This is a genomic window from Burkholderia sp. BCC0419 (genome assembly GCF_902830285.1).
GTDB lineage: Bacteria > Pseudomonadota > Gammaproteobacteria > Burkholderiales > Burkholderiaceae > Burkholderia.
In genome coordinates, this window is the sequence record NZ_CADESR010000006.1 from 173,160 (window position 1) to 198,887 (window position 25,728).

The 25,728-nt window shown below is 66.6% G+C and carries 29 protein-coding genes and 1 pseudogene; 12 read left to right on the forward strand and 18 right to left on the reverse strand.

Annotated features, from left to right (window positions below):
• Nucleotide 1: 1 nt before the first annotated feature.
• Together HWW87_RS26190 and surE are read left to right on the forward strand one after the other, a co-directional pair.
• Complete coding sequence (locus HWW87_RS26190) at nt 2-301, forward strand: AzlD family protein (RefSeq protein WP_175822847.1); 300 nt, start codon at nt 2-4, stop codon at nt 299-301.
• 190 nt (nt 302-491) lie between these two features.
• Nucleotides 492-1,271: a 5'/3'-nucleotidase SurE gene (gene surE / locus HWW87_RS26195; protein WP_175822731.1), complete on the forward strand. Its 780-nt coding sequence runs from the start codon at nt 492-494 to the stop codon at nt 1,269-1,271.
• 70 nt (nt 1,272-1,341) lie between these two features.
• Here surE and HWW87_RS26200 read toward each other — a convergent pair whose 3' ends face one another.
• From HWW87_RS26200 to HWW87_RS26225, 6 genes and pseudogenes are all read right to left on the reverse strand, one after another.
• Entirely contained in the window at nt 1,342-2,199 is an 858-nt protein-coding gene (locus tag HWW87_RS26200; RefSeq protein WP_175822732.1) for an SDR family oxidoreductase, read from the reverse strand.
• A 167-nt stretch (nt 2,200-2,366) separates the two neighbouring features.
• Nucleotides 2,367-2,747 carry a hypothetical protein gene (locus HWW87_RS26205; protein ID WP_175822733.1) on the reverse strand — a complete coding sequence of 127 codons (381 nt, stop codon included), beginning with the start codon at nt 2,745-2,747 and terminating at the stop codon, nt 2,367-2,369.
• Nucleotides 2,748-3,004: 257 nt separating this feature from the next.
• A pseudogene (locus HWW87_RS26210) lies at nt 3,005-3,469 on the reverse strand (cupin domain-containing protein); the annotation flags it as partial.
• Between the two features lie 182 nt (nt 3,470-3,651).
• The gene (locus tag HWW87_RS26215; protein ID WP_175822734.1) at nt 3,652-5,004 is read right to left on the reverse strand and encodes a pyridoxal-dependent decarboxylase; all 1,353 of its coding nucleotides are present in this window, start codon (nt 5,002-5,004) and stop codon (nt 3,652-3,654) included.
• A 20-nt stretch (nt 5,005-5,024) separates the two neighbouring features.
• The gene (locus HWW87_RS26220; RefSeq protein ID WP_175822735.1) at nt 5,025-5,324 is read right to left on the reverse strand and encodes a metalloregulator ArsR/SmtB family transcription factor; all 300 of its coding nucleotides are present in this window, start codon (nt 5,322-5,324) and stop codon (nt 5,025-5,027) included.
• A 183-nt stretch (nt 5,325-5,507) separates the two neighbouring features.
• Nucleotides 5,508-6,389, reverse strand: a complete 882-nt coding sequence (locus HWW87_RS26225; protein WP_175822736.1) for a LysR family transcriptional regulator — start codon at nt 6,387-6,389, stop codon at nt 5,508-5,510.
• 127 nt (nt 6,390-6,516) lie between these two features.
• On the opposite strand from HWW87_RS26225, the gene HWW87_RS26230 reads away from it, so the two are divergent.
• The 3 genes from HWW87_RS26230 (at nt 6,517) to HWW87_RS26240 (ending at nt 9,387) form a co-directional block, all read left to right on the forward strand.
• Entirely contained in the window at nt 6,517-7,554 is a 1,038-nt protein-coding gene (locus HWW87_RS26230; protein WP_175822737.1) for an aldo/keto reductase, read from the forward strand.
• Between the two features lie 223 nt (nt 7,555-7,777).
• The gene (locus HWW87_RS26235) at nt 7,778-8,041 is read left to right on the forward strand and encodes a helix-turn-helix transcriptional regulator (protein WP_175822738.1); all 264 of its coding nucleotides are present in this window, start codon (nt 7,778-7,780) and stop codon (nt 8,039-8,041) included.
• Between the two features lie 2 nt (nt 8,042-8,043).
• The gene (locus HWW87_RS26240; protein ID WP_175822739.1) at nt 8,044-9,387 is read left to right on the forward strand and encodes a type II toxin-antitoxin system HipA family toxin; all 1,344 of its coding nucleotides are present in this window, start codon (nt 8,044-8,046) and stop codon (nt 9,385-9,387) included.
• 251 nt (nt 9,388-9,638) lie between these two features.
• On the opposite strand, the gene HWW87_RS26245 is transcribed toward HWW87_RS26240, so the two are convergent.
• Complete coding sequence (locus tag HWW87_RS26245; RefSeq protein ID WP_175822740.1) at nt 9,639-10,388, reverse strand: SDR family oxidoreductase; 750 nt, start codon at nt 10,386-10,388, stop codon at nt 9,639-9,641.
• Between the two features lie 82 nt (nt 10,389-10,470).
• Here HWW87_RS26245 and HWW87_RS26250 point away from each other — a divergent pair, with 82 nt between their 5' ends.
• Nucleotides 10,471-11,052: a TetR/AcrR family transcriptional regulator gene (locus tag HWW87_RS26250; RefSeq protein ID WP_175822741.1), complete on the forward strand. Its 582-nt coding sequence runs from the start codon at nt 10,471-10,473 to the stop codon at nt 11,050-11,052.
• 231 nt (nt 11,053-11,283) lie between these two features.
• On the opposite strand, the gene HWW87_RS26255 is transcribed toward HWW87_RS26250, so the two are convergent.
• The 3 genes from HWW87_RS26255 to HWW87_RS26265 all read right to left on the reverse strand — a co-directional run bounded on the left by HWW87_RS26255 (nt 11,284) and on the right by HWW87_RS26265 (nt 12,799).
• A complete protein-coding gene (locus tag HWW87_RS26255) occupies nt 11,284-12,009 on the reverse strand; it encodes a class I SAM-dependent methyltransferase (protein WP_175822742.1) in 726 nt (241 codons plus the stop codon).
• 119 nt (nt 12,010-12,128) lie between these two features.
• Nucleotides 12,129-12,548: a type II toxin-antitoxin system VapC family toxin gene (locus HWW87_RS26260; RefSeq protein ID WP_175822743.1), complete on the reverse strand. Its 420-nt coding sequence runs from the start codon at nt 12,546-12,548 to the stop codon at nt 12,129-12,131.
• A complete protein-coding gene (locus HWW87_RS26265; protein WP_175822744.1) occupies nt 12,548-12,799 on the reverse strand; it encodes a type II toxin-antitoxin system Phd/YefM family antitoxin in 252 nt (83 codons plus the stop codon). The genes HWW87_RS26260 and HWW87_RS26265 overlap by 1 nt, the downstream gene beginning before the upstream one ends.
• A 183-nt stretch (nt 12,800-12,982) precedes the next feature.
• Between HWW87_RS26265 and HWW87_RS26270 the strand changes: the two genes are divergently transcribed.
• From HWW87_RS26270 to HWW87_RS26295, 6 genes are all read left to right on the forward strand, one after another.
• Complete coding sequence (locus tag HWW87_RS26270; protein WP_175822745.1) at nt 12,983-13,972, forward strand: hypothetical protein; 990 nt, start codon at nt 12,983-12,985, stop codon at nt 13,970-13,972.
• Between the two features lie 440 nt (nt 13,973-14,412).
• Nucleotides 14,413-15,057 carry an isochorismatase family protein gene (locus HWW87_RS26275; protein ID WP_175822848.1) on the forward strand — a complete coding sequence of 215 codons (645 nt, stop codon included), beginning with the start codon at nt 14,413-14,415 and terminating at the stop codon, nt 15,055-15,057.
• Nucleotides 15,058-15,133: 76 nt separating this feature from the next.
• Complete coding sequence (locus HWW87_RS26280; RefSeq protein ID WP_175822746.1) at nt 15,134-16,033, forward strand: LysR family transcriptional regulator; 900 nt, start codon at nt 15,134-15,136, stop codon at nt 16,031-16,033.
• A gap of 563 nt (nt 16,034-16,596) precedes the next feature.
• Nucleotides 16,597-17,406, forward strand: coding sequence for a TlpA disulfide reductase family protein (locus HWW87_RS26285; protein ID WP_175822747.1), 810 nt, complete (start codon nt 16,597-16,599; stop codon nt 17,404-17,406).
• A gap of 67 nt (nt 17,407-17,473) precedes the next feature.
• A complete protein-coding gene (locus HWW87_RS26290) occupies nt 17,474-18,340 on the forward strand; it encodes an ion transporter (RefSeq protein WP_175822748.1) in 867 nt (288 codons plus the stop codon).
• Nucleotides 18,341-18,544: 204 nt separating this feature from the next.
• Nucleotides 18,545-19,033 (forward strand): heme-binding protein, encoded by a 489-nt coding sequence (locus HWW87_RS26295; RefSeq protein ID WP_175822749.1) that lies wholly within the window; start codon nt 18,545-18,547, stop codon nt 19,031-19,033.
• Nucleotides 19,034-19,066: 33 nt separating this feature from the next.
• On the opposite strand, the gene HWW87_RS26300 is transcribed toward HWW87_RS26295, so the two are convergent.
• The 8 genes from HWW87_RS26300 to HWW87_RS26335 all read right to left on the reverse strand — a co-directional run bounded on the left by HWW87_RS26300 (nt 19,067) and on the right by HWW87_RS26335 (nt 25,402).
• Complete coding sequence (locus tag HWW87_RS26300) at nt 19,067-19,273, reverse strand: type II toxin-antitoxin system VapB family antitoxin (protein WP_175822750.1); 207 nt, start codon at nt 19,271-19,273, stop codon at nt 19,067-19,069.
• A 26-nt stretch (nt 19,274-19,299) separates the two neighbouring features.
• Nucleotides 19,300-19,971: an NAAT family transporter gene (locus HWW87_RS26305; protein WP_175822751.1), complete on the reverse strand. Its 672-nt coding sequence runs from the start codon at nt 19,969-19,971 to the stop codon at nt 19,300-19,302.
• Between the two features lie 374 nt (nt 19,972-20,345).
• A complete protein-coding gene (locus tag HWW87_RS26310) occupies nt 20,346-21,350 on the reverse strand; it encodes a serine protease (RefSeq protein ID WP_244107340.1) in 1,005 nt (334 codons plus the stop codon).
• A 238-nt stretch (nt 21,351-21,588) separates the two neighbouring features.
• Nucleotides 21,589-21,924, reverse strand: a complete 336-nt coding sequence (gene uraH, locus HWW87_RS26315) for a hydroxyisourate hydrolase (RefSeq protein ID WP_175822753.1) — start codon at nt 21,922-21,924, stop codon at nt 21,589-21,591.
• A 43-nt stretch (nt 21,925-21,967) separates the two neighbouring features.
• Nucleotides 21,968-22,441: a hydroxyisourate hydrolase gene (locus HWW87_RS26320; protein WP_175822754.1), complete on the reverse strand. Its 474-nt coding sequence runs from the start codon at nt 22,439-22,441 to the stop codon at nt 21,968-21,970.
• A gap of 53 nt (nt 22,442-22,494) precedes the next feature.
• On the reverse strand, nt 22,495-23,211 hold the full coding sequence (locus HWW87_RS26325; RefSeq protein WP_175822755.1) for an outer membrane beta-barrel protein: 717 nt from the start codon (nt 23,209-23,211) through the stop codon (nt 22,495-22,497).
• 107 nt (nt 23,212-23,318) lie between these two features.
• Nucleotides 23,319-23,963: a response regulator gene (locus tag HWW87_RS26330; RefSeq protein ID WP_175822756.1), complete on the reverse strand. Its 645-nt coding sequence runs from the start codon at nt 23,961-23,963 to the stop codon at nt 23,319-23,321.
• The gene (locus HWW87_RS26335) at nt 23,960-25,402 is read right to left on the reverse strand and encodes an ATP-binding protein (RefSeq protein WP_175822757.1); all 1,443 of its coding nucleotides are present in this window, start codon (nt 25,400-25,402) and stop codon (nt 23,960-23,962) included. The genes HWW87_RS26330 and HWW87_RS26335 overlap by 4 nt, the downstream gene beginning before the upstream one ends.
• Between the last annotated feature and the right edge of the window lie 326 nt (nt 25,403-25,728).

The following is a 25,728-nucleotide window of genomic DNA, read 5'->3' on the forward strand; positions in this document are numbered from 1 at the left end:
GCTGCCGGATTTCAGCACGGTCGCGACGATCGTGCTGATGGCGTCGACCACCTACCTGTCGCGCATCCTCGGCTACGTGCTGCTGCGCAATCGCACGCTGAGCCCGCGGATGGCGTCGGTGATGGAGAACGTGCCGGGCTGCGTGCTGATCTCGGTGATCGCGCCGGCCTTCGTGTCGACGCGCCCCGCCGATCTGTTCGCGCTCGCGATCACGCTGCTCGCGGCGACGCGCCTGTCGATCCTGCCGACCGTCATCGTCGGCGTCGTGTCGGCCGGCCTGCTGCGCTACCTGCTCGGTTGAGCGGTTCCGGCCGCCACACCGGCAGGCACATGCCGCGACACGGCAAACGGGCGCACGATGCGCCCGTTTTCACGTCCGCGCGGACCGGCGCTACCGGCGCGACACGACGATCCTCACGCCGGAGTGCTAGCCTTGTGGCTTGCGCCACGCCGCACTTCCCCTCTCATTGCCCTTCACGAGGATCGTCCCGATGCAAGCAACCCGCCCGCTGTTCGACCGTGTCCTGCTCACCAACGACGACGGATTCGACGCTCCCGGCCTTGACATACTCGAACAGGTCGCCACGCAACTCGCGCGCGAAGTGTGGATCGTCGCGCCGGCCGAGGACCAGAGCGGCACGTCGCATTCGCTGAGCCTGCACGAACCGCTGCGCGTGCATCGCAAGGGCGAGCGCCGCTTCGCGGTGCGCGGCACGCCGGGCGACTGCGTCGCGATCGCGGTCAGCCACCTGATGAAGGGCGCGCGGCCCGACGTCGTGCTGTCCGGCGTGAATCGCGGCGCGAACCTCGGCACCGAAACGGTATTTTCCGGCACGGTCGGCGCGGCGATGACGAGCATGCTGGTCGGCGTGCCGGCCATCGCGCTGAGCCAGGCGTTCGTCGATCGCAACGCGGTGCCGTGGAACACGGCGCTCGCGCATGCGCCGGACGTCATCCGCCGGCTCGTCGCCGCCGGCTGGGACAGCGACGCGTGCCTCAACGTGAATTTCCCGCCGCGGCCGGCCGAGGACGTGCGCGGCCTGAAGGTGACGAACCAGGGCGCCGGCACGCTGCAGGGTGTCGAGATCGTGTCGGGACGCGATCCGCGCGAGATCGACTATCACTGGCTGAAGCTCGCGCGCGCACCGCGCGACGACGATGCGGATTCGGAAACGGTCGCATTGGGCGAAGGGTATATCGCGGTCACGCCGCTGAAGTTCGAGCGCACGCACGATCAGGCGCTCGCGCGGCTGCGGTCGAATCTCGGCTGATCGCAAGCACCTTCGAACGGCCGCGGCGGTTGCGCAACATGCGATGCCTGCGCGCCGCCGCATCACCGCATCACGTCAGGTTCAACCCGCCGTCGAGCATCACGATCTCGCCCGTCACGTAATCGGATGCGACGAGCATCGCGACCGTTTGCGCGATATCGTCCGGCGTCGCCGCGCGGCACATCGGCGCGCGCTCGCGCCAGAGCTGCTGCGCTTCCGTCCAGTCGGCGGTCAGCGGCGTATCGACGAGCCCCGGCGCGACCGCATTGACGCGAATCGCCGGCGCAAGCGTACGTGCGAGCAGCCGCGTCGTGTGATTGAGCGCGGCCTTCGCGGCCGCATACGGAATCGACGCGCCCTTCGGCCGCACGCCCGCATGCGAGCTGACGTTCACGACGCACCCGGCTCGCCCGTGCGACGCCGACTCGCGCAGCGCGGCCTCCGCTTCGGCGACCAGCCGGAATGGCGCGATCACGTTGATTTCATGCATCTCGCGCCAGACGTCGGGCGTGGCCGCCGCGAGGTCGTCATGCGGAATCACGCGGCTGGCGCCCGCATTGTTGACGAGCACGTCGAGCCGCCCGTGCACGGCGAGGGCGTCGCGGATCAGCCGCACGCGTTCGGCATCGTCAGCGAGATCGGCTTGCACGTAAGCCGCGCCAAGCTCGCGCGCCATCGCACGCCCGGTGTCGGCCGAGCTGCGCGAATGCAGGATCACCGCGTAACCGTCGGCCGCCAGGCGACGCGCGACGGCCGCCCCGATCCCCGACGTCGAGCCGGTGACGAGCGCGACCGGCCGGTGCAGGCGCGACGCGCGCGGCTCGCCGGCGGCTTCGGTTTCTGGTGCGGTTTCGGCTTCAGGTGCCGTTTCGGTTTCAGATGCCGTTTCGGCAAGCGGGGCAGACATCGGCGGGAGCGGCGCATCCATGGCGTGGAACCCTGTCAGTGGCGTTCCCGCATCATAAGCGCGGCGGGGCACAGGATCGAAGCGCAATCGATCCGGCCCCCGTGCATGCAGCGGCGCCGCCCGGTAGGCCAGGCAGCGCGACGGCTGCTCCCTGCGATGGCTTCGCCCCCCGTTCGCGATAAGCGAACTCATCCTCTGGATTGCTGCCAACGATGCATCAGCCAGAACACCAAGCCCGCCACTGCCCCCAGGCCCAGGAACGCAAGGAACCCCAAAACGACCGACAAGCCGGCCTTGAAAACATCGTCATCCCAGATGGCGGTGTAAATCAAATAAGTGGCAATCCATGTCAACAACCCCGTGATGCTGCCGCACAGGCACGATGAAATCATCGAAACGCGCCAGTATTTCGTGACCAGCAGATATTGCGGAATCGCAAACGCTGCCGTGCCGAAGTATGCGATTGGAACGGAATATGTGAGCGAGCCGGGATCGTCGGCCAAATACGACCACACCAGGCCGGGCACGAGGGCCGAGAGCGCAAAAGCAATAAAAGGTATCTGACGCATCGATGTAGGCAGCCGCCGGCTGCAGCCATTCTATTTATTGAAATCAAGCGCGTTCGACGCATGAATCGCTCATCTCGCGTGGCCACGTTGCGACCCTCGCCGCTTCGCGATGCCCGCGCCGACGACAGGCGTCGTTCAAGTCGCCCGAAACCGGGACGTCATCGCGTGTTTGACGTGCATGCACAATCCCGCGGCAGTCTCGCGCGCGCACATTGAACGAACGGCCTCCTCCTGAGATGACGTGCAATCGGCCGTCTCGGCTGTTTCGGCAGCTCGACGTACCCCTCGAGCTCGCCGGCGATATACAGCCGCTTGCCAACGCGCGGGTATTCGCACACGTCGTGCTCGAGCCGCTGCCCGCCGACGAGCAGCTCCAGCGGCGCCTCGCCGGTGTTCTGCACCGTATGCGCTTCTCCGCCGCGCGGAAAACCCAGAAAATCGCCAGGCCCGATTTCACTGACGTGCTCGCCGATCGTCACCGCGCCGCTACCGGACAGCACGTACACGAATTCTTCTTCGTACAGGTGGCGGTGATATTCGGCCGATTCGTGACCGGGCATCAGCGTGAGCAGGTGAACGCCGAATTGCGTCAGGCCCGTCAGGTCGCTGAGCTGACGCTTGAGACGAACGGCATTGGGATTGAGCGAATGCACCTCGCGCGTCGGTTCCATCTTCGCGATATCGGCGGCCTTCAGCAGTTCCCGGGGAAAGGGAGTCGACATGGGGATCTCGCAAGCGTGAATGCTTCGGTTGGACGCGGTGCCGGCGCGGCCCGCGCGATGGCTATTGTCCGATATTTTCGCGCTTGCAGACGGGTCGCAAGCCCCCGCAGGCCACGCTGCCCTTCATCGAATTCCTTAAAGTTGCGCCCACAACCATTTGGACTGCGTACGACGCGTGACGCTCAACCCACGTGTACGCCGCGCAGCTTCGTCAGCAACGCGACGAGACGATCGATGTGCGCATCCTCGGTGCGCCACGACGACACGCTGATCCGGAACGCCGGCCGCCCCTGCCACACGGTCGCGCCGAACCACACGTCGCCCGACGCCTGCGCGGCTTCGAGGATCGCCGCCGTTTCCTCGTCGGTGCCGGCGCGCACGAGCACCTGGTTCAGCACGACGCGGTTCAGCACGTCGTAGCCGGCCGCACGCAGGCCGTCCGCGACCCGCGCCGCCTGCGCGCAATGCCGCTCGATCATCGTCGCGACGCCGGCGCGACCCAGCGAGCGCAGCGCGGCCCACACGGGAATGCCGCGCGCGCGCCGCGAGAATTCGAGGTTCAGGTTCTTCTGCGCATCCTGCGCGCCGCTCAGGTAGACGGCGTCGCTGTTCATCGCGGTGGCGAGCGCGGCCGCGTCGCGGCAGATCACCATCGCGCCGTCGTACGGCGTGTTGAGCCATTTGTGGCCATCGGTCGTCCAGCTGTCCGCGCCGTCGATGCCGTCCGTCAGCGCGCGCTTCGACGACGCCCGCGCCCACAGGCCGAACGCGCCGTCCACGTGCACCCACGCACCGGCCGCCTTCGCGGGCGGAATCAATGCCGCGAACGGATCGAATTCGCCGGTGTTCACTTCGCCGGCCTGCACACAGAAGATCGTCATGTCGTCGAGCGGCGGCAACTGCGCCGGGTCGATCCGGCCGTGCGTATCGACCGGCGCGACGACGATGCGCTTCATCCCGAAGCCGAGCACGCGCAACGCCTTCTTCACCGTGATGTGCGCGAGCGCGGAGATCACGACTTTCACCTCGGGTGCGCCGATCAGGCCATCCTCGTCGATATCCCAGCCCTTGCGCGCGAGCAGCGCGCGCCGCGCGGCTACCAGCGCGACGAGCGTGCAGGCCGTCGCGCTCGTGCCGAAGCCGACCGCGCTGCCTTCGGGCAGCCCGAGCGCCTCCACGACCCAACGCGCGGCCTGGCGCTCGAGCGTCGCGGCCACCGGCGAATTCGCGTACGACGACGCGCACTGGTCCCATGCGAGCATCAGCCGCTCGGCCGCCGCCGCGGCCGGCAGCGTCGCGCCGATCACGAAGCCGAAGTAGTTCGGCCCGTTCGATGCGACCGTCGCGGGCGTGCCGTGCTCGTCGAGCAGGCGCAGCACGTCGTCGGCCGGGCGGCCCGTATCGGGCAGCGGCTCGTCGAACGCGGCGAGGCCGGCGAGTGCCGCCGCATCGGGAAACGCGCGCCGGTCGTTCGTCGCAGCCAGATACGCGTGCGCGCGCCGGTCGGCGTCGGCCAGCAGTGCAAGTTCGTCCATGTCGGTTGCCTCGGTCAGAGTCAGAGTTGCGAGAGATCGCGGCCGAGCTGTTGCAGCGCGCCGTCGATCCGCTTGTAGTACGTGAACTTGCCGACGCGGGTCGCCTGCACGAGCCCGGCATCCGCGAGGATGCGCATGTGGCGCGTGGTCGTGGCCGGCGCGATGCCGAGCTTCTCGGTGATGTACGTGCAGCACACGCCGAGTTCGTCGACATCGCCATGCGGCTGCGGCGGGAAATGCTTGCGCGGCTGCTTGAGCCAGCGCAGCACGGCGAGACGGCTTTCGTTGGCCAAGGCGCTGATGCGGGTGACGTCGTCCATGGGGGTTCGGCTTCGTTTGACGTTTTGAATATTAGCTAAATGACGAAATGTGGGCAATGGGTTTGAACGGTGGTTTCAGCCTGCGATGCCGCGCGCCGGTACGCACCATCGCGCATTCGATGCGATCGCAGCGGGACCGGCGTCGCAACGTCTCGCAGGCCGCGCGCGGGCAACGTGCTTTTACTACGCCAGCGCCTGCGCCAGCCTGTCGATCAACGCCCGCACGCGCCGCGGCTGCGCGACGCTACCCGGATAGACGATCTGCAGATCCACATCGCCCGGCGAGAACTCACCGAGCACCTCGACGAGCGCGCCCGACGCCAGATCCCGCTCGACGTCGACCAGCGACTTCAGCGCGACGCCGTGCCCCGCGATGCACCACGCGCGCACGAGCGCCCCGTCGTTGGCGACGCGCCGGCCGCGCACCACCACGCGCTTCAATGTGCCATCGATGCTGAACGGCCATTCGGCATACAGCTCCTGGCCGAAGCGCATCACGATGCAGTCGTGCGCGGCGAGTTCGTCCGGATGCCGTGGCGTGCCATGTGCGGCGAGATACGCGGGCGACGCGCATACCACGCGCCGCGCACGGCCGAGCGAGCGGCTGCGCAGCGAACTGTCGGCCAGCGTGCCGCGGCGGATCGCGAAATCCAGCCCCTGCCCGACGAGATCGACATAGCCGTCGCCGAGATGCAGGTCGACCGTGACGCCCGGATGGTCGGCCAGGAACGCGTCGACGACAGGCACGACGCGCTCGCGCCCGAGATCGGCCGGCGCGCTCAGCCGCACCGGCCCCGACAGCGTCTGCACGCCCAGCCGCACACGGCTTTCGAGTTCGTCGGCCTCGGCCAGCAGGCGTCGCGCGCCGTCCACCAGCGTGCGCCCCTCGTCGGTCAGGCTGATCGCACGCGTCGTGCGCGTGAGCAGCGCCGCGCCGTAGTGGCGCTCGAGCGCCGTCAGCCGCTCGGACACCGTGGCCGGCGACAGGCCGACCTCGCGGCCCGCCGCGGCCAGCCCGCCCTTCTCCACGATGCGCAGGAACAGCGCGAGGTTGTCGAGCAGCATTGTTCGCTCCTTCCGAAGGATATTTTCGTCATCTTCTGGATTATCAGGAAAAGTCGCAAACGGTACATTGATCGCCTGACGATCGACGCGCGGCCGCGCCGCGCCCACACGACGAGAGGAAATGCCCATGGAATACCGTACGCTCGGCCGCTCCGGCCTCAAGGTCCCCGTCCTGAGCTTCGGCGCCGGCACCTTCGGCGGCACCGGCCCGCTGTTCAGTGCATGGGGCAATACCGGCGTCGACGAAGCGCGCCGCCTGATCGACATCTGCCTCGAAGCCGGCGTCAACCTGTTCGACACGGCCGACGTGTATTCCGACGGCGCGTCCGAACGCGTGCTCGGCGCCGCGCTCAAGGGGCGCCGCGACCAGGTGCTGATCTCGACCAAGACCGGCCTGCCGACCGGCGACGGCCCGAACGACGCGGGCACGTCGCGCGCACGGCTGGTACGCGCCGTCGACGACGCGCTGCGCCGCCTCGACACCGACTACATCGACCTGCTGCAACTGCACGCGTTCGACGCCGGCACGCCGGTCGAGGAAGTGATGTCGACGCTCGACGAGCTCGTGCGCGCGGGCAAGCTCCGCTACATCGGCGTGTCGAACTTCGCCGGCTGGCAGATCATGAAGTCGCTCGCGGCGGCCGACCGGCACGGCTGGTCACGCTACGTGGCGAACCAGGTGTACTACTCGCTCGTCGGCCGCGACTACGAGTGGGACCTGATGCCGCTCGGCGCCGACCAGGGCCTCGGCGCGCTGGTGTGGAGCCCGCTCGGCTGGGGCCGGCTCACCGGCAAGATCCGGCGCAATGCGCCGCTGCCCGAAGGCAGCCGCCTGCATGAAACGGCCAGCTACGGGCCGCCGGTCGACGACGAGCGCCTATACGACGTGGTCGATGCGCTCGACGCGATCGCGGAAGAAACCGGCAAGACGGTGCCGCAGATCGCGCTGAACTGGCTGCTGCAGCGGCCGACCGTGTCGTCGGTGATCGTCGGCGCGCGCAACGAGGAACAGTTGCGGCAGAACCTCGGCGCGGTCGGCTGGGCGCTGACCGACGCGCAAGTCGCGAAGCTGGACGCGGCGAGCGCGGTGGAAGCGCCGTATCCGTACTTCCCGTATCGCCGGCAGGCGGCGTTCGCGCGGCTCAATCCGCCGATGCGCGGGTGAGCCGCCACGCAACGCATCGGCATCAGGCCGACACGCGCGCCTCGCCGAGCCGCACGACCTTGTCGGTCGGCCCGATGACCGAGCGCCGGTAGCCCTCAGGACACAAAACCAGCCCGTCAGCCATAATTTGTAGCCCTCGGGATACAATTTCCCTATGCCGATTTGTAGCAGAAGGGCTACAATATTAGCCAATTTGGCAATTTCTGACGCCCTGAGGCTACAAATGACAACCTTGGCCGATATTGGAGAGATGCTGAGAGAGGTTCGCCATTCCGCCGGACTTTCACAAAAAGAACTGGCCGAGCACGCCGGTGTCGCACGTACAACGCTTGCACGCATGGAGACGCTCGCGCGAGGCGACATGAGCGTATCTGCACTCGTTCGCCTTCTCGAGGCTGCTGGCTATGACCTGCGCGTGGTGAAGCGCGGACACGGGCGCACGCTGGACGACGTGCTAGCCGAACAGCGCACGATGGGAGACGCGTGATCATGCGGCTTCACGTGTACGTCAAGGGCAAACTCGTTGCTCATCTCTATCGCCAGGCGGACGACTATGCATTGCGCTACACCGCAGACGCCCTCGACGCCGATTTTGCCAGCCTGACCATGCCCGTTCGCGAAGATGCCTGGATTTGGCCGCGCGACCTGCATCCCTTCTTCCGGCAGAATCTACCGGAAGGATTTCTCTTTCAAGTGATTCGCGAAGAGTTCGGCCCTTATCTCGATGGAACCGATCTTTCGCTCCTGGCCATCATCGGCGGCTCCGGAATCGGTCGGATAACCGTCACACCCGAAGGCGGTACGCCAGGCGGCGAACTCGACCCGCTTGACCTGAAAAGCTTGCTGCACGAAGACATCACAACCGCCCGCTTCGCGGAACTTGTTCGGTACTACGCGCGTGCGGCAATTTCCGGCGCCGTGCCCAAATTCCTCGCGCCTGAATCCCCGTCAGTCCAGGCAACGCCAGGCAAGCAAACACTACGCACGAGCCGACACATCATCAAGGGATCCGACGAGCAAACGCCCTATCTCGGTTTCAACGAGCATTACTCGATGCAGGTGCTGGCAAGACTCGGCGTCGCACGAGTAGCGAAGACCACGATGTCGGACGACGGCCGCGTGCTCGTCGTCGACCGGTTCGACATCGACGAACAAGGCAAACCGGCGTTTGGCCTCGAAGACGCTTGTAGCCTGCTTGGCCTGCCTCCGCATGAGAAGTACCGCCCGTCGACCGAACAGGTTCTCAACGCGACAAAGCCCTACATCGGTCCTGCCAATTGGCGAAGAGAGGCAGAGCAGCTCGGCTGGCAACTCATCACCAACTACGTCGTGCGCAACGCGGACTGTCACGCAAAGAACATCGCACTCCTCTACTCAAACATCGACGACGTCATCTACACACCCGCCTATGACATTGTCACCACGGAGGCTTATCCGCGCTTTGCAAACAATCCGCCGGGGCTGAGCATCGACGGTCGAAAAACGTGGGCCCCCGGGAAGACGCTGGAGCGTTTTTTCAACACGCGTCTCGGCATCCCACCGAAGCAATACCGCGAGATGGTCGAAGCACTGTGCGACTCCGCCGTATCGACAGGAAAAGATATCGTCGAAGCAGCAAAAAACGAGACGCGCTGGCATTGGATCGCCAAGCAGATGCTGCACGCATGGAATGAAGGAATGGGATCGCTCCGCAGCGCCAAACCGCAGGTCGCACTCAAAGCGCTCACGCCAGTCATCGAGGCCGCCGGTTTTTCAGACGCCGATCAAGCCGATAACGCGAAAGCGATCATCGGTCGCTCGGAATTGCTGGCAAATCACGACAAGAAACACTGACGTTTGAAAATTTGGACTTGATTGGACAGACGATGTCAGCTCGTGTCCGGCTCAGTTCGGCCATGAGCCGACTACCATCTACGCGATCCGCGCGTCCGCAAGGCGAAGACAAACGGACGCACAGTGCCTCACGCTTGAAGAAATAAATACCCCGAAGCAACTGCGCCCCGACAAGATTCGCTATACCGTCACTCAATCGCCGCGAAAAACGGCCCGTTCGGAGAGAACGATGCGACAGTGACATTGAAGGCTCAAACGGCGAGTGAGCCACCGTCAACGTAGAGTTCGACGCCTGCGATATAGCTGCTTTCGGTCGACGCCAGGAAGAGCACGGCGCGCGCGATCTCATCCGGCCGGCCCAGGCGCCCCATCGGCACGAGTTGCTTCAACATATCTTCGACGCCCGGCCGCGCATCGAGGTAGCTCCGCATCGGGCGTGTCTCGGTCCCGCTCGGGGAGACCACGTTCACGCGGATGCCTCGCTCCTTCAGGTCGGTCGTCCAGCTTCGCGCGAACGACCGCACAGCCGCCTTGCTTGCGTTGTAAAGCGACTGGCCAGGAAAGCCTTTGCTGCCGGCCACCGAGCCATTGAGGACGACAACGCCACCTGACGAAAGTAGCGGCAAAGCCTTCTGCACAGTGAAGAGCATGCCACGCACATTGAGGCCGAAAAGTCGGTCGAAACCCGCCTCGTCGATGGTGCCCAGCGGTCGCGGCTCGACTTCGGCCACGCCTGCATTGGCGAAAACGACGTCGAGTCTGCCGTGGTCGCGCCGGATGCGCTCATAGAGTCGATCAAGGTCGGCGAGGTTACTTGCGTCCCCCTGAACGCCGACGGCACCGTTGCCGATTTCTCGTATCGCCTCGTCTAGTCGACTTTGCCTGCGGCCCGTGATGTAGACCCGGGCTCCTTCGTCCGCGAACAGCCTGGCGCTCGCAAGGCCGATGCCCTCGCTGCCGCCGGTGATCGCCACAACCTTGCCCTCGAATCGCTTTGTCATATGGACCCCTGGGTTAAGTGGAGAATTGCTCCACTTAGTATATGGAGGCATCATCCACTTATCAAGAGAAATCAAGGCAAGGATGAAAAGCAAGCATTCCACGACCGACGAAGCACCGCTGCGTGCCGACGCGGCTCGCAACCGGGAACGCATTCTCGAAGCGGCGGAAGCGCTGTTTCTCGAACGCGGCGCCGAGGCCTCGCTCGACGATATCGCGAAGCGTGCCAACGTGGGTATCGGCACGCTCTATCGTCGCTTCCCGACGCGCGACGCGCTCCTCGCCGCGACGAGCGACGAGCGCCTCCTGTCGCTCGCCGAAGCAAGCCGCGCTCGCGATGACAAGCTGGAACCAAACGCTTCCGTACGCGCCTTCGTCAAGGAGCTCGTGAACCACGCGACCCACTATCGCGGGTTGGCTGCGTTGCTGGGAACGGTCCTGCAGGAAGGTACCGCTGGCTGTCACGCCGGGCGCGAAGAGGGGCGCCGGCTGCTCCAGCGTGCCCAGATGGCAGGGACGGTTCGCAAGGACGTCTCGGTCGACGATCTCGTGTGCGTGGTCACGGCGATCGCTCTCGCCGTCGAGCAAGGCGGCGCAACGAAATCGCGCGTTGCCCATCTGGTGGACCTCTTCCTCGACGGCATAGGCAATACCCAGGCGGCGTGAAGACATCAACTGCTTTTCGCTTCAAACAGGCAGCACGGGCAGCGATTGGATCTGAAGCGGACATTGGCTGGAGGACAGTGAAGGTCCGCTCGGGGTCACTTGCCGCCCTTTGCCTCGAAAAGGGTGAGGCCCCTTGCGCCCTGATCTGACTGTGTCTGTCAGATCGCGTCGTCTCGACTTGTACAACTGACGTCCACCCAATTCAATCCGCGGAACCAGCCCCGGCCGCACTCACCCCAGCGGCCGCGCCTTGATCCACAGAAACAGCGGCACGCGCGCCCACTGCTTCAGTTGATCCGTATCGGCATGATCGGGCGGCGGCTCGCGCAGCGACACGATCGCGAACCCGGCCGCTTCCAGCGCTTCCATATACGCCTGCAGCGGTAGCGACCAGCCCGCGAAATGCATCGACAGCCCATCGCGCGTTTCCACGCCGTCGAAATGCTCGCGCCCGAAATAGCTGCCCGTCAGCACGAACGGCGCATCGGGTTGCGGCCCGGCAAAGCCGCCGCGATCGCGGAACGGATGCACGAGCGAGATGAACAGCGTGCCGTCCGGCTTCAGCACGCGGCGCGCCTCGTTCAACGCGCGCTGCATGTCGTCGAGATCCATCAGCACGTTGTACGCCATCACGAGATCGAAGCTGGCCGCGTCGAACGGCAGCGCCGCCGCGTCCGCCAGTTGATAGCGATGCGCGGAATCGGCGTGGCGCGCGGCGTCGAGCATCGCGGGCACCGCGTCGCTCGCGGTCACGTCGTAACCGAGCGCCTTCAACTCACGGCTCACGCGACCTTCGCCGCAGCCGATCTCCAGCGCGGCGCCCGTGCCGCGACCGATGTAGGCCGCGAGCCCCGCGCGATATTTCCAGAACGCATCGTGGCCCGGCTTGCCGGCCCAGTCGATCCATTGGTCGGCGACCCGCGTCCAGTGTTCGGTGATGGCTTTCGTGTCGGTCATGCGTGCTCCCGCCCGGTATGCGTCGTTGGCTCAGGATGCGCATGGTAAGCCGAAGCGGATCGACGCGATTGCGTGCAAGCAGCATCCGATTTCCCTCGGGAGCAAGTCGATTGATTCGCTCAATCCCACGGATTCAGAATCGCGACACCGGTTTCAACAAAATCGGCAACGTTGCGCGTCACGACCGTCATGCCATGCACGATCGCCGTCGCTGCCATGAGGGCATCCCGCTCGGATCGCCGGTCCGGCACATGGAGCCGTGCGCATCGTTGGGCGACGGCGGTATCGACCGGTAACACGCGCCCAGCGAACTCGGGCAGAACGTGCCCGTCAAGCCATGCCCTGAGAAGCGCCCCCTGTTCCGCGTCTCTGCGCTCGACCTGCAAGACTTCTGTCTCCAGCTCCATGATCGTGATGGCCGAGACAAACAACACCGACGCATCGACGGTCGAACACCAGGCCACCACGTTCCTGTCCGCCTTGCCCGCCCGCACTTTCCGGAGTTCCGAAACCACATGGGTATCGAGAACGAACATCATCAGAAATCGACCTCTTTGATCTTGACGTTTGCGCGCGGCGGGTCGAACTCGATGTCCTCGACACCCGGCATAGCGAGCGAGTCGGCAATGTTGCGCCGCTGCCGGGTGAGGCGCTGGTATTCCTCAAAACTCAGCAGCACATGGGCCGGCCTGCCGCGATCGGTGATGAACACGGGGCCGTCCTTTGTCGCCTTCTTTGCTTTGGTCACGTCCTGATTGAGTTCACGACTCGAAAGCGTGGTGATGGTCACGATGAACTCCTGGAAACCATATATGTAGGTATGTTACTACAATACATGACTCCGTGCCATTCCTCGCCCTGTACGGCGGGTTCCTCGCGATGCCTGTAGCAACGTCCTACAGTTACGAGAAACAACCCGCACCGCCGCGCATCGCCCCGCTCGACGACGCGCACCCGATTCCGAGGAAAGCCCATGCCGAGTATCTTCGCCGCACCCGCCGACGCCCCGCCAAGCCCCGTCGCCGCGGAAACGCGCATGGTGCACGACGTGGCGACGCTGAAGCTGTCCGACTACCGCTCGGCGGACGGCGCGTCGTGGGTCATCTCGACCATCACGCCTGCCGCGGACAGCGGCGAGAACGTCACCGGCACGACGTATTTCGACACCGCGAAAGGCAGGACCGTCCCGGTGCCCGACGCGCGCCGCCGCTATGCGAATCGCGGTACGTGGCAGGTCGTCGCGAGTTCGAGCCCTGCCGTGCCCGCGACGGGCCGCTACGACTGGCTCACGCTCGCGTGGCTGCCGATCAACCGGCGGCCGCTGCCGCAAACGCCCGAGCACCTGTATTCGCCGTTCATTCGCGGCGGCACGATCGTCTATCGGTGGCATCCGGCTGCGGAAGGCGGCGAGCAGTTCGGCAACGTGCGGATGATCTTTCCGGAGTGGGCGCAGCAGGTGGCCGATGCGTTGCGGTCCGTACCGAACGGCGCATCAAGCACGCCGCCTGCGCTCGAACGCCTGAAAACGGACAGCAACCCGATGACCGCCGTGCTCGACTTCGGCGATGCGCTGCGCGAGGAACCGGTGGAACGGATCATTGCACGGCTGCCTGCGCTGCTGCGGGTGAAGGACCGTCATGAACTATCGGCGATCGTATTCCTGTGCCTGTCCGCGGCGCGCGATGAAGACCGGCCACGCTTCGTCGAAACGATCGACGCAACGATCGCGGCAACCGACGACCGCGCCCGCCTGCTGGCGATCGCGTATGGCGCGTTCGCCGCGGGGCGGACGCAACCGGTTCCATTCCGCGACAGGTCGCTGAATGCGCTCATCAACGATGTATTCGGCGCGCTGAAACAGCGGACGGCGGCACTCGGCGTGCCGGTCGGCGAAGGGACGCAGTGGTACGAGTTCTTTACCGCATATCGGCTTGGCGAAGCGGGGCCGGACAACGGCTCGTGACGCTGACGGCACGGCACATCCCCCTTGCCGTACGCCAGCGCGCAACGTAAAAATCCGCCGCTGCATGCAGCAGCAACGGCGTCCAGCGCTTGCTGCTCGTTTCGCTCCCGCCTGTCTCCCTGCGCTCGATAAGACCAGTCCTACGAGAATTCCCTCCTGAATCAGCCGGAACCGAATGATCGGTGCGCGCCTGTTTTTTACTCTTGTATGACGCACTGACGAACAGACAACGATCCGTCGTTCGCACAACGCCTCGCCCGACAGCGGTCCCGCGCGATTCGTTCGCCATCTGCACAGGTGATGTTTCCTCGACGGTGGCGCGGTTTCGCCTCGATGTCCCTATAGTTCGAATCACTCGATATTTCCACAGGAGCGTTCTCATGTTTGCATTCTCGATCCGAAACCTCGCCCGCTACGCCGTCATCGCGTCGGCCGCCACCATGCTGCCGACCGCCGAGGCCGCATCCAGCCTGGCCGCCACGCCGACGATCCGTGCGATGGCCGGCGCGCAACCGATCGACCATCTCGATCCGAAGACGACCGCGCTCGTCGTCATCGATTTCCAGAACGAATACCTGAACGGCAGGATGCCGATCGCCGACGTTCAACAGGCGATGGCCAACGCGAAGCGCTTGATCGACTTCGCGGATCGCAACGGCATGCGCGTCTACCAGGTCCAGCACATCGCGCCGGCCGGCTCGGCGGTGTTCGCACTCGGCGGCAAGACCGTCGAGTTCATTCCGGAGATGAAGCCGCGTGCGAAGGACACCGTCGTGCAAAAGGAAACGGTCAGCGTGTTCGCGAGCACCGATATCGACAAGCGCCTGAAGGCGGACGGCATCAAGACGCTGGTGATCGCGGGCCTGATGACGCATGCGTGTGTCGCCGGCGCCGCACGCGATGCCGCGCCGCTCGGCTACAACGTCGTGGTAGCATCCGACGCCTCTGCGACGCGCGCCATCGCACGCGCGAACGGCCAGTCGATCGACAAGGACACGCTGCACCGCGCTGCGCTCGCCGAGATCGAAGACACGTTCGGCGACGTGAAGACGACGGCCGACATCCTCGCACTGCCGCTACGCTGATCGGTCGCTACATCGCGCCCGCCGAAGCGGGTGCGGCAGCCCCGATCACCGCTTCTTCCGCGCACCGGAGCCCGACATGGATCAACTGCTTGCGATGCGCGTCTATCGAAGTCTCGTCGAAGCGAAAGGATTCTCGACCGCGGCCGATCGGCTCGACACGACCCATTCGACCGTATCGCGCCAGTTGAAACTGCTCGAAGCCAGCCTCGGTGTTCAACTCGTCAACCGCAATACGCGTCACTTCTCGCTGACGCCTGCGGGCGAGCGCTACTACGATGCGTGCGTCGAGATCCTCGAACGCGTCGCCGCGGCGGCGGAAGACGTCACCGACACGCCTGGCCGGCCGTCAGGTGTGTTACGCGTCAGCATGCCGTTGTCGGTCGGCACACTGGAAATGCCTGCGTGGTTGCCCGCGTTCCGCAATGCCTACCCTGACATTCGCCTCGACGTGTCGTGCAGCGACCGCTTCGTCAATCTGATCGGCGAAGGCTTCGACGTCGCGCTACGCATCACCAGCGAACTGCCGGACTCCGATCTCGTCGCGAAAACCCTCGCGATCTCCGACGAAATTCTCGTCGCGTCGCCGGACTATGTCGCGCGTCGAGGCCTGCCGCGCACAGCTGCCGAACTGGCAAAACACGATCTGCTCGCCTACAGCGGCGGCGACCGCACCAACTGGCGCGTCACGCCGCCGAACGGCGCCGTCGTCATGGTCCCGCTCGACAGCCCGCTGCGCATCGACGCAATCACCGCGCTGCATGCGGCGACGATCGGCGGGCTCGGCATCGGCGCATTCACGTACCACACGGTGTGCAACGACATCGCGCACGGGCGGCTCGCCCCGATCCTGCCCGGCCATACGCTGGCGAAGCGCCGCTACTACGTGCTGTATCCGAAATCCCGGCATGTGCCGCCGAAGGTGCGTGCATTCGTCGATTTCGTGTCGACGTTGTATGACGGGCAGACTATTGCGTGACGCTCGTACAACCAATAGATTCGGTGTCGCCACGAAGCGTAGCCTCAATTGCCGCGTCAGGACGGGTATGGACCTCACCGGTTGCGAACCGGCGTCAGGCAATGCGCGAGTGAATGCCCTGTGCTCGCATCTGGCAGCGTTCCTATTCCGTTAAATCAGCCGATATGCACCGGAGTGCGGCCGCGCCCACCGACCGCCACAAGGCATTCACGCGCGCGCGCATGACGATGAAAAAGCGGCCGCTCGCGAGCGGAGCGGCCGTCAAGGAGAGATCCCTATGCGGGATACCGGCGGACACCACACCAGACCGGCCTGCGTATTGTTGATGAACGATCTGCCGCTGACCATCAGACCGGTCTGATTCGCTGCATGGTGGCGTGAACATCGTGCAGTCCTCAGCTACCCGCGCGTGCATCACGATCCGCAACACGCCGTTACGTTCTCGAAGGGAACCCCCATACGCGGCAACCGGTCGAAACGCCGCACGACCGTCGACGGCTTCGTCGCCGCGGCGGACAATCCCGTCTCCTGCCCCGCTCGATCACGTCCATTCTTCCTATCACATGCTGAGCATCGGTCCCTTCTCGATCCGCGTCGTCGCGGTAGCCGTCGCCGCGCTGCTGGCGTGGCTCGTCGCGCGCTTCATCCAGCGCCGTCCGCCCGACGGGCATCACAAGACCGCGTCGAGCCTGATCCTCGACGCGCTGCTGCTCGGGTTGATTGCCGCGCGGGCCGGTTATGTCGCGCAATGGTGGCCGGACTATGCGGCGTCGCCGCGCGCGATCGTCGCGCTCGGCGATGGCGGCTTCGATGCGCGCATCGGTATCGCGGCCGCACTGGTGTTCGCCGGCTGGCGCTTGCGCCGCTTGCCCGCGCTGCGTCGGCCGGTGCTGGCCGGCATCGTCGCGGGCCTCGGTGCGTGGGGCATCGCGCAAGGCACGCTGGCGACGTTGCAGCGCAGCGCGCCGCCGCTTGCCGCGATGCCGCTCCAGGCGCTCGATTCGACGCCCATGTTGCCGGCGGGCTTCGTCGGCAAGCCGGTCGTCGTGCACCTGTGGGCGACGTGGTGCGCGCCGTGCCGCCGCGAGATGCCGATCCTCGAACAGGCGCAGCGCGACCATCCGGGCCTCACGGTGCTGATGCTCAACCAGGGGGAAAACGCGCAAGTCGTGCGCGCGTTCCTCGAACAGCAGGGCCTGCGCTTCGATCACGTGCTGCTCGATCCTTCGCTGCACGCGATGCACGCGTACGGCTCGCGCGGGCTGCCGACCACGTTATTCTTCAACGCGAAAGGCGAACTCGTTGAATCGCACATGGGCGAGCTGACCACCGCGCGGCTGAAGGACACCGTCACGCAACGGTTCGGGCAGTAACGCCCGCCACGCCGGAATCAGACCCGTCCGATAGGACCTGCGATACGCGGTCCGTACACTCGGGCGCATGATTTCGCTGATCCAGTCCTCCTTCGATACGGCGCGCGATGCCGTCACGCATGTCGCGCGCCGCCCTTCGTTCCTGCGCAAGCTCGACATCGCGGTGCTCGCGCTCATCGTCGCGAGCGTGCTCGTCGTGATGGCCGACAGCGTTCAGGAGCTGCACCAGCAATACGGCCACGCGCTCTACGCGGCCGAATGGGCGTTCACGCTGCTGTTTTCCGCCGAGTACCTGCTGCGCCTGTGCACCGCGAAGAAGCCGGTCGCGTATGCGCGCAGCTTCTTCGGCATCGTCGATCTCGTCTCGGTGCTGCCGACCTATCTCGCGTTCTTCTTCCCCGGCCTGCACGCGCTGATCGACGTGCGGCTGCTGCGTCTGCTGCGCGTGTTCCGCATCCTCGGACTATCGATCTATCTCGAGGAAGGGCAGATGCTGATCCGGGCGCTCACGCGCGCGCGGCGCAAGATCTTCGTGTTCATCGGCGGGATGTTCGTGCTCGTCGTGATTCTCGGCACCGTGATCTTTCTCGTCGAAGGGCCGGAGCACGGGATCACGAGCATTCCGGTCGGCGTCTACTGGGCGGCGGTGACGATGAGCACGACCGGCTACGGCGACCTGACGCCCGTCACGCCGCTCGGCCGCTTGATCACGTCGTGCGCGATCCTGCTCGGCTACGGGATCATCGCGTTTCCGACCGGGATCATGGGCGCGGAGCTGGTTACATCGGCGCTGGAGCGCACCCGGGCGAACGCGCGGCCGGCCGATGGCGCCGGGCCGTGCTGCCCGCATTGCGGCGGCGCGCTCCCGGTGCAGGGCGCGCCGGATACCAACGCGCACGGCGGCGTGCCCGCCAAGGGGCGCGACGCGCGATAGCCGCCGCAAGAATAAGCCCCGTCCTATTTAGCTTCCCTCCCCGCTGGCCGACACTGCACGCATCGAGCGGTTCGGCCGCGACCGATCGTCCGGGCCGTAACGGCCTGCGCATCGGTCGCGATCGCCGCGGTTGTCATGAAAGTTCGCATGAAGCCGCGCACGCAACGCCCCGCTCGCATCCCGTCATTTCATTGAGGAATTCATATGATCATTCGCGCTACCCTGGCGACGCTCGTCGCCGCCACGCTGACGACCGCCGCTTCCGCACAGGTGCTTCAGGAGAAAAACCTGCCGTTGAATCTCGCCGCCGACATCGCGCAGCAGACGATCCAGGCCTGCTCGGCCAGCGGCTACAACGTGACGGTCACGGTGGTCGACCGCAGCGGTATCGAGCGCGTCGTGCTGCGCGGCGACAGCGCGGGGCTGCATACGGTGGATGCGTCGAAGCGCAAGGCCTATACCGCGCTGTCGACGAAAACGCCGACCGCCACGCTGGCCACGAACCTGCAGAAGAACCCGGCCGCCGCGCAGATGACCGCCATCGACGGCTTCCTGGTGCTCGGCGGCGGCGTGCCGATCAAGGCCGGCGATGAGGTGATCGGCGCCGTGGGTGTCGGCGGGGCGCCGGGCGGGCATCTCGACGAAGCCTGTGCACTGCAGGGGATTGCGCGGGTGCAGGCGAAGCTGCTGTAATGATTCGGTTCGCCTCCATGCGAAGCGAATCGATCATGACGATGCCGGCCCCTGCCGGCGTCGTGGAATATCAACCATATCGGGCATGGTTCCGCCGAGCGCCGCCAGGCGTCGAGCACCCCGAACACGCACGAACGTCGCGAGAGCCGCCCGGAGCAACGCCGAGTCGTCCGTACCCGGCTCGGCGAATTGCAGTGCCATCCTATAGAGATCGTCATCGATCGTGATCGTGATTCGCATTGTCCGTTCGTCCTCGATGTCCCCCCTCACCCCGCCTGCCCGCCCAGCATCTGCACGAACGCGGCCAATCCCGTCAGCATGATCTGCACGCCCACGCACAGCAGCAGGAACGCGGACACGCGCATCGCGACCTTCGTCCCTTCGCTGCCGAGATAACGCGCGAGCGTCGTCGCGCGGCTGTAGATCTGCCAGATCGCGAACGCGACCAGCGCCGCGACCGCCACCGACACGACACCCGACAACAGGTAATCGCTCGCCGTATGCGCACGATTGGCATGCAGCGCGATGCCGGCCGCGATCGAGCCGGGGCCGATCGTCAGCGGCACCGTCAGCGGAAAGAACGCGCGCGACATCAGCTTCTGCAGATCGTCGCCATGCATGGCGACGTCGCCGCCGGCCGGTACGTCCGGCGCATTCAGCATCGACCAGCCGGCCACCGCCACCGCGAAGCCGCCGCCGATCCGCAGCGCCTCCATCGAGATCCCGAAGAAGTTCAGCACCGGCGCGCCGACGAAGAAGATCACGAGCAGCGTGAAGAACACGTTCGTCGCGAGCTGTTTCGACAGGATCGCGCGCTCGGCCTCGGTCAGCGATTGCGTGCGTTCGAGAAACACGAACGCCATGCCGAACGGGTTGATGATGCCGATCAGGCCCGTGAAGCCGAACAGGATTTCAGGGATCAGGCGGTCGATCTGCATCGCGGTCGTGCGCTCCGGTAACGAACGGGAATAAAAAAGCGGCCAGTCGAGAAGACCGGCCGCGAAAAGGAGATATCTCCATGATCCGGCACGCGTTCACGTGCCAGGCCGCAGAAATCCGATTGTCACGAAAACGAACGGCGCTGAAAATCAGTCGCGTCCGATTCTGCATGCAGGGTGTACGTGGCGTGCGGCGAGAACCGTCGACGCTGCCGGGCGACCTGGCGCGCCGTCACGATTGCGTGCCGTCGGCCACACGATGCAGGCAAAAAAATGCGGCCGGTCGGAAGGAGCGGCCGCTCAAGAGAGGAGAACTTTCCGCGCATCGATTCGGCGCTGCCGCGCGCATGCGCGGCCTGCCGGGAATCGACGCGTCACTGCCCGATCAACCGCGTATGACTCGGCAGCTCGACCGAGAGATCGGTGCCGCCCGCGGCCGACCGCGACGTATCGCGCGTCGCGGCGAGCCATTGCGTGAACTCGGCGGCCGTCATGCCGACGGCCTGGGCCGAACTCGATACCGGCGCGGCCGCCGGCGTATCGGCCACTCGGGCGGCCGGCTGCGCATGCGGCGTCGCACCGCGCGCCGCAGTCGCCGCATGTTGCGCGGCTGGCGCGTTCGATCCAGCCTGACGCGCCGCCGCCTTGCCGCGCGACGTCCCGGCGGATTTCGCTGCCGGCCGCGCCGCTGCCTCCACAACCGGCTTGCGCGCCGACGCTCCACGATCGGCACGCGGCGCCGCGGCTTCCGCGACGACGGCATTCGATGCGACAGCCATCGCAACCGCCACCGGCTCCCCCGCCGACCCGCTACCCGCGACGTGCAACGCACGCGCTTCCGCGGACGCGGTTTCCGCCACCACCGTCGCGGCAGCCTTCATCTGCGCATCCGTGGGCGCCGCACGGTCCGCCCGCACGATCGCGACTTCCGCCGCGTGGCCCGTCGCCCGCGCCACTTCCGTCGCCGCGACGGCGGCCGTCGGCCCAGCCGCAATCGCAGCCGAATAAGCCACGTCATGCTCCGCCGCATGCTGGCGCTCGTCGACCAGATGCGTCGCGAGGATGCACGTCGCGCCGAACAGCGCGCACGCCATCAGCGTGAGCCGCCAGCGGCGGCGCAGCGGGTGCGGGCGCACCCATGCGCGGTTGTCGGAACCGAAGTCGGCCGCGCGAACGACCTTGACGGGCCGTGCGGCCCCGGCGACGTTGCCGCCGTCCGCCGCAGGCGTTGGCACGCGATGCGCGCCGTAGATATCGAATACGTGTTGCCGCGCCCGTCGGCTCGCCACGAACGGCCGGCGTCGCCGGCCGTACGGCGGCGGCACATCCGAGAACGGATGCGCGAGCGGAATCGCGTAATGCCCGGTGATGTCCTGCATGCTCATGATGTCGACGACGCATTGCGCGACATCCGCCGCAGCAATCCGTGCTCCCGTAGTTGAACGAATGGCTCCGAGTATCGCCGCCGCACCGGTTCCGGTAAATCGGACGGCGTCACCTTCAGTCCGATCCGGCGGTCAGCCTGGTCCTACCGCTGCCCGGGCGGTCGAACGGACGGCGCCTCCCCGCGCGAGCCCTGCGTCGAACCCGCGCGCCCTCGCGCCGTCCGCCGACCGTTCAACTGCCGCGATACGTCGACACGTACCACGGCGAACACAGCAGCGGCACGTGATAGTGCTGCGCAGGGTCGGTCACCGTGAAGCGCACCGGCACGACGTCCAGCAACGCATCCGCCTGCATGAAATACTCGCCGAGGTGAAACCGCAGCTCGAAATCGCCGCTGCGCGCGAGGTCGCCGTCGAGCATCGGCGCGTCGTTGCGGCCGTCCGCGTTGCTGGCCGCGCGTGCGACGAGCAGCGGCGGCGTCTCGCCCATGTCGTAGAGCTCGATGCGCACGCCGACCAACGGCTTGCCGCTCGCGATATCGAGCACGTGTGTGCTGATGCCTGTCATGTCGTGTCCTTTCGCGATGGCGTGATCGCGTGCGTGACGTACGTCACGTGCCGCGATACACCGTGTAACTCCACGGCCCGAACTGCACCGGAAGATGCAGCCGTTCGTCGCCGCTTGCGATCCGGAACCGGATCGGCACGACGGTCAGGAACGGCGACTGCACATTGCGTGTGCGGAAGTACTCGCCGACATGCAGCATCAGCGTGTACGTCCCCGCGCGATACGCGTCGCCGGCCAGCAGCGGCGCGCCGGTGCCGCCGCGCGCATCGACGGCGGCGGTGCGCAGCGGCACGTCGTGCGCGCCGTCGACACGCGACAGCTCGACGCGCATACCTTCGGCCGCGACGCCGTGCAGCATGTCGACGATCCGCACCGTCAGGTCGGGCGACGCGTCGCGCCGCACACCGCGCGCATTGCCCGGCGCAGGCTGCGCGTCAGCCGCCCACGCGGGCACGGCGGCCAGCGCGGCCGTCGCCAGCACGAGCCTGCGCCGCCCCGAATCGATCACGTCCTTCATGCGATGCGCCTCCTCGCGCGGGTACATCGACGGCCTGCCCGTTCGCTCATTCATCAGAACCGGCCGCGCAGGCCGATGAACACTTCGTTCGACGACAGCTTCGACTTCAACTGTTCGTCGCGCGCGTTGATGCGGTTCGCGAACGTGTTGAAGCCGGTCTCGACGTTGCCCATGTCGACATAGCGATACCCGAGATCGATCGAGAAGCGCTTGTTGATCGCGTAGCTCACACCCGCGCCGGCCGAGTACGCGAGGTTGGTCTGCGTCTTCGACGCGAAGCGGCGCGTATCGTTGGTCTGCCAGCCGTCGGCCGACACGATCGCGACACCGATGCCCAGCGTGCCGTACACGGAGAAGCCGCGGCCGAGGTCGAAATCCTTGTAGCCGTTCAGCATCAGGCGCTGCGCCGACACGTGGAATTCGTTCGCGTTCGCGTCGAACGGCGCCCAGTAGCTGGTGAAGTTGTTGGTGCGCTTGAACACGTATTCGCCTTCCGCGCGCCAGCCGTTGCCGAACTGGTAGCCGAGGCCGAGCGAGCCGGTGACGTTCGAGCCCGTCTCCGGGCCGCCGACGCGGCTCGCGACGCGCGGGCTCGTCAGCTCCATGTTCACCGCGTTGTCGAACGCGCCGATGACGCGGCCCGTCGCGTAGTAGCCGGCGTCGCTCGCGTCGGCGGCTTTCTTCGTCTCCGGTGCGGCGACGGCATCGGCAAAGGCAGCGCCCGAGAACAGCAGGACGAGCGTGGACGGCAGGGCAAAGCGCTTGATCATGATGAATCGAATCCTTGACGATGAATGACTGGTCGGAGAAGCCGTCATCGTAGGAATCGCGCCGCGATCGTTGAACCCGTTCGGCTACGGGTTGCGCCTCCGTAGCGCTACGGAGGCGAGCCGCCCGCGAGCGCCGCATAGTCGCGCACGAGCTCGACCAGCGACGCGGCCTGCAGCTTGTCGAACACGTTCGCGCGATAGGTCTCGACGGTGCGCGGCGACAGCCCGAGTTCGCGGGCGATCTCCTTGTTGCTCCCGCCGCGCACGATTCCGTCCAGCACCTCGCGTTCGCGCGCGCTGAGCGTCGCGAGGCGGGCCGCGCGGGTCTGGTCGGCGTCGTCCTGGCCGCGCTGCGCGGCCTGCCGGCGCAGCGCCTGCTGCACCGTGTCGATCAGCTCGTCGTCGTCCACCGGCTTGCGCAGGAAATCGAGCGCGCCGCGCTTGAACGCGCGCCGGCATGCGTCGACGTTGCCGTGGCCCGTCATCACGATCACCGGCAGGTCGCGGCGCGCGCGCAACGCGTCGAGCGCATCGAGGCCGCTCATCCCCGGCATCCGGATGTCGAGCAGCACGCAGCCGAGCGCCGCGTCGTCCGCATCGGCGAGAAAGGCCGATGCGTCCGCGTAGCAGCGCGTCGCCACGCCCACCGTGCGCAGCAGCAACGCGAGGCCGTCGCGCACGGCTTCGTCGTCGTCGACGATCGCGACCACCGACGCGTCGCGCGCCGCATGCAGTTGAAGCGAATCGTTCATGCGCCCTCCCCGGCCAGCGGCAGCAGCAACGCGGCCTCGACCCCGCCCGACGGCAGATTGCGCACCGTCAGCGTGCCGTCCTGCCGCTGCGCGAGCGTGTCGCACAGCGGCAGCCCGAGACCGAGCCCGCGCGCGCGCGTCGTGAAGAACGGTTCGAACAGGCGCGGCAGCACGTCGTCCGGCACGCCGGGGCCGTTGTCGGTCACGCTGAAACGGTAATGCCGGCCGACGCGCGCGCCGCTGATGCGGATCTCGCCGCGCGACGCGCCAACCCCGGCGCCGGCCAGCGCGTCGCGCGCGTTCTGGATCAGGTTGTGCAGGATCTGCTCGACCGCGATCGGCTCGGCGAACGGCCGCTCGCGCGCCGCCGCGTTGTGCCAGCCGAGCGCGATGTGCTCGCGCGCGCATTCGTCGCGGTACAGGAACAGCAGCGTGTTCATGATCGCATCGGGATCGAGCGGGCGGCGCTCGCCGCCATGCGCGGTGGTTACCGCTTCGCGCATGCGCTCCAGGATCGCCGCCGCGCGCTTCGCCTGCGCGACGCTCGTCTGCAGCGCGCGGCGCACGCTGTCGCGCTCGGCCGGTTGATCGAGCATGCGTTCGGCCGCACGCGTATGGCTGACGATCGCGGCCAGCGGCTGATTCAGCTCGTGCGCGAGGCCGGCCGCCATTTCGCCGAAGGTGTCGAGCCGGCCGAAGCGGTCGAGGCGCGCACGCGCATCCTCGCGCCGCCGCGCCTCGCGCAGCCGCCACGCGCCGAGCGCACCCGCCGCGAGCAGCGCCGCCACCGCGTTCCACAGCGCGATCGGCAGCCACGGCAAATCGGCGGCCGTCAGCGTGCGCGTGGTGCGCAGCACGAACGCCTGCGGCTGCGCGGGCAGATGTTTCTCGAGATGCATCGTCCACAACGGCGTCGCGTCGCCGCTCACGCGCTGCAGCAGCTCGACGCGGCGGTCGCGTAACTCGAGCGCCGCCGATGAAATCGCCGTCGACCAATCACCCGGCTGCAACATCTGGCCCGGATCGACGCGCACGGCCCAGCCGGTTCCGGCGATGAGCCAGTACGCGGCGGGGCCGTCGAACGCGAGCATGAACGGCTTGCCGGGCCGCTGCTGCGGCAACGCGTCGGGAACCGGCCCGCGGTCGGTCTGCCACCCTGCGCCGGGCCGCCAGTAGGCGAGCCCGTCGAGCTGCGGCATCCGCTCGCGCAGGTTGTCGAGCATGTGCGCGGGCGGCGCGTCCAGCGACGACGCGCCGAGCGTCGCGAGGATCGCCTCGTGCTGCGCGGCCTTCTGCGCGAGCAGGCGGATCGTGATGCTCGAATCCTGGAAGAAGCGGCCGTACGCGTCGGACACGGCGCGCGAGATGACGAACGCGGTGCCGGCGAGGCTCAGTGCGAGCCACGCGGCCAGTGCGGCGATTCGGAAAGACGGTTTCATGTTCGATGGCAAGCCGGAAAGCGCGCCGGTGCGCAACACGAAACGATTGCCGCACCCAGCGCCGGGTTGCCGTCATTGTCGGCAAATCGACACGGCCCGTGGTCCGAATCCGGTTATGCCGGATGTCAGCCCAGTCCCAAACCGCCGCGGCACCGATTGCACGGCGTGAATTTCAGACTGGGCTGATGTTCTTCACACGCCGAACCGACCAGAATCGGCTTGCTTGTTCTCCGTTGCCTCCTGGAGTACAGGCTCCATAGTCGATACTTTTCCCGCCGCCCCCGGCGGGACTTTTTTTGGACGGCGTCACGCCGCTACCTGCCCGG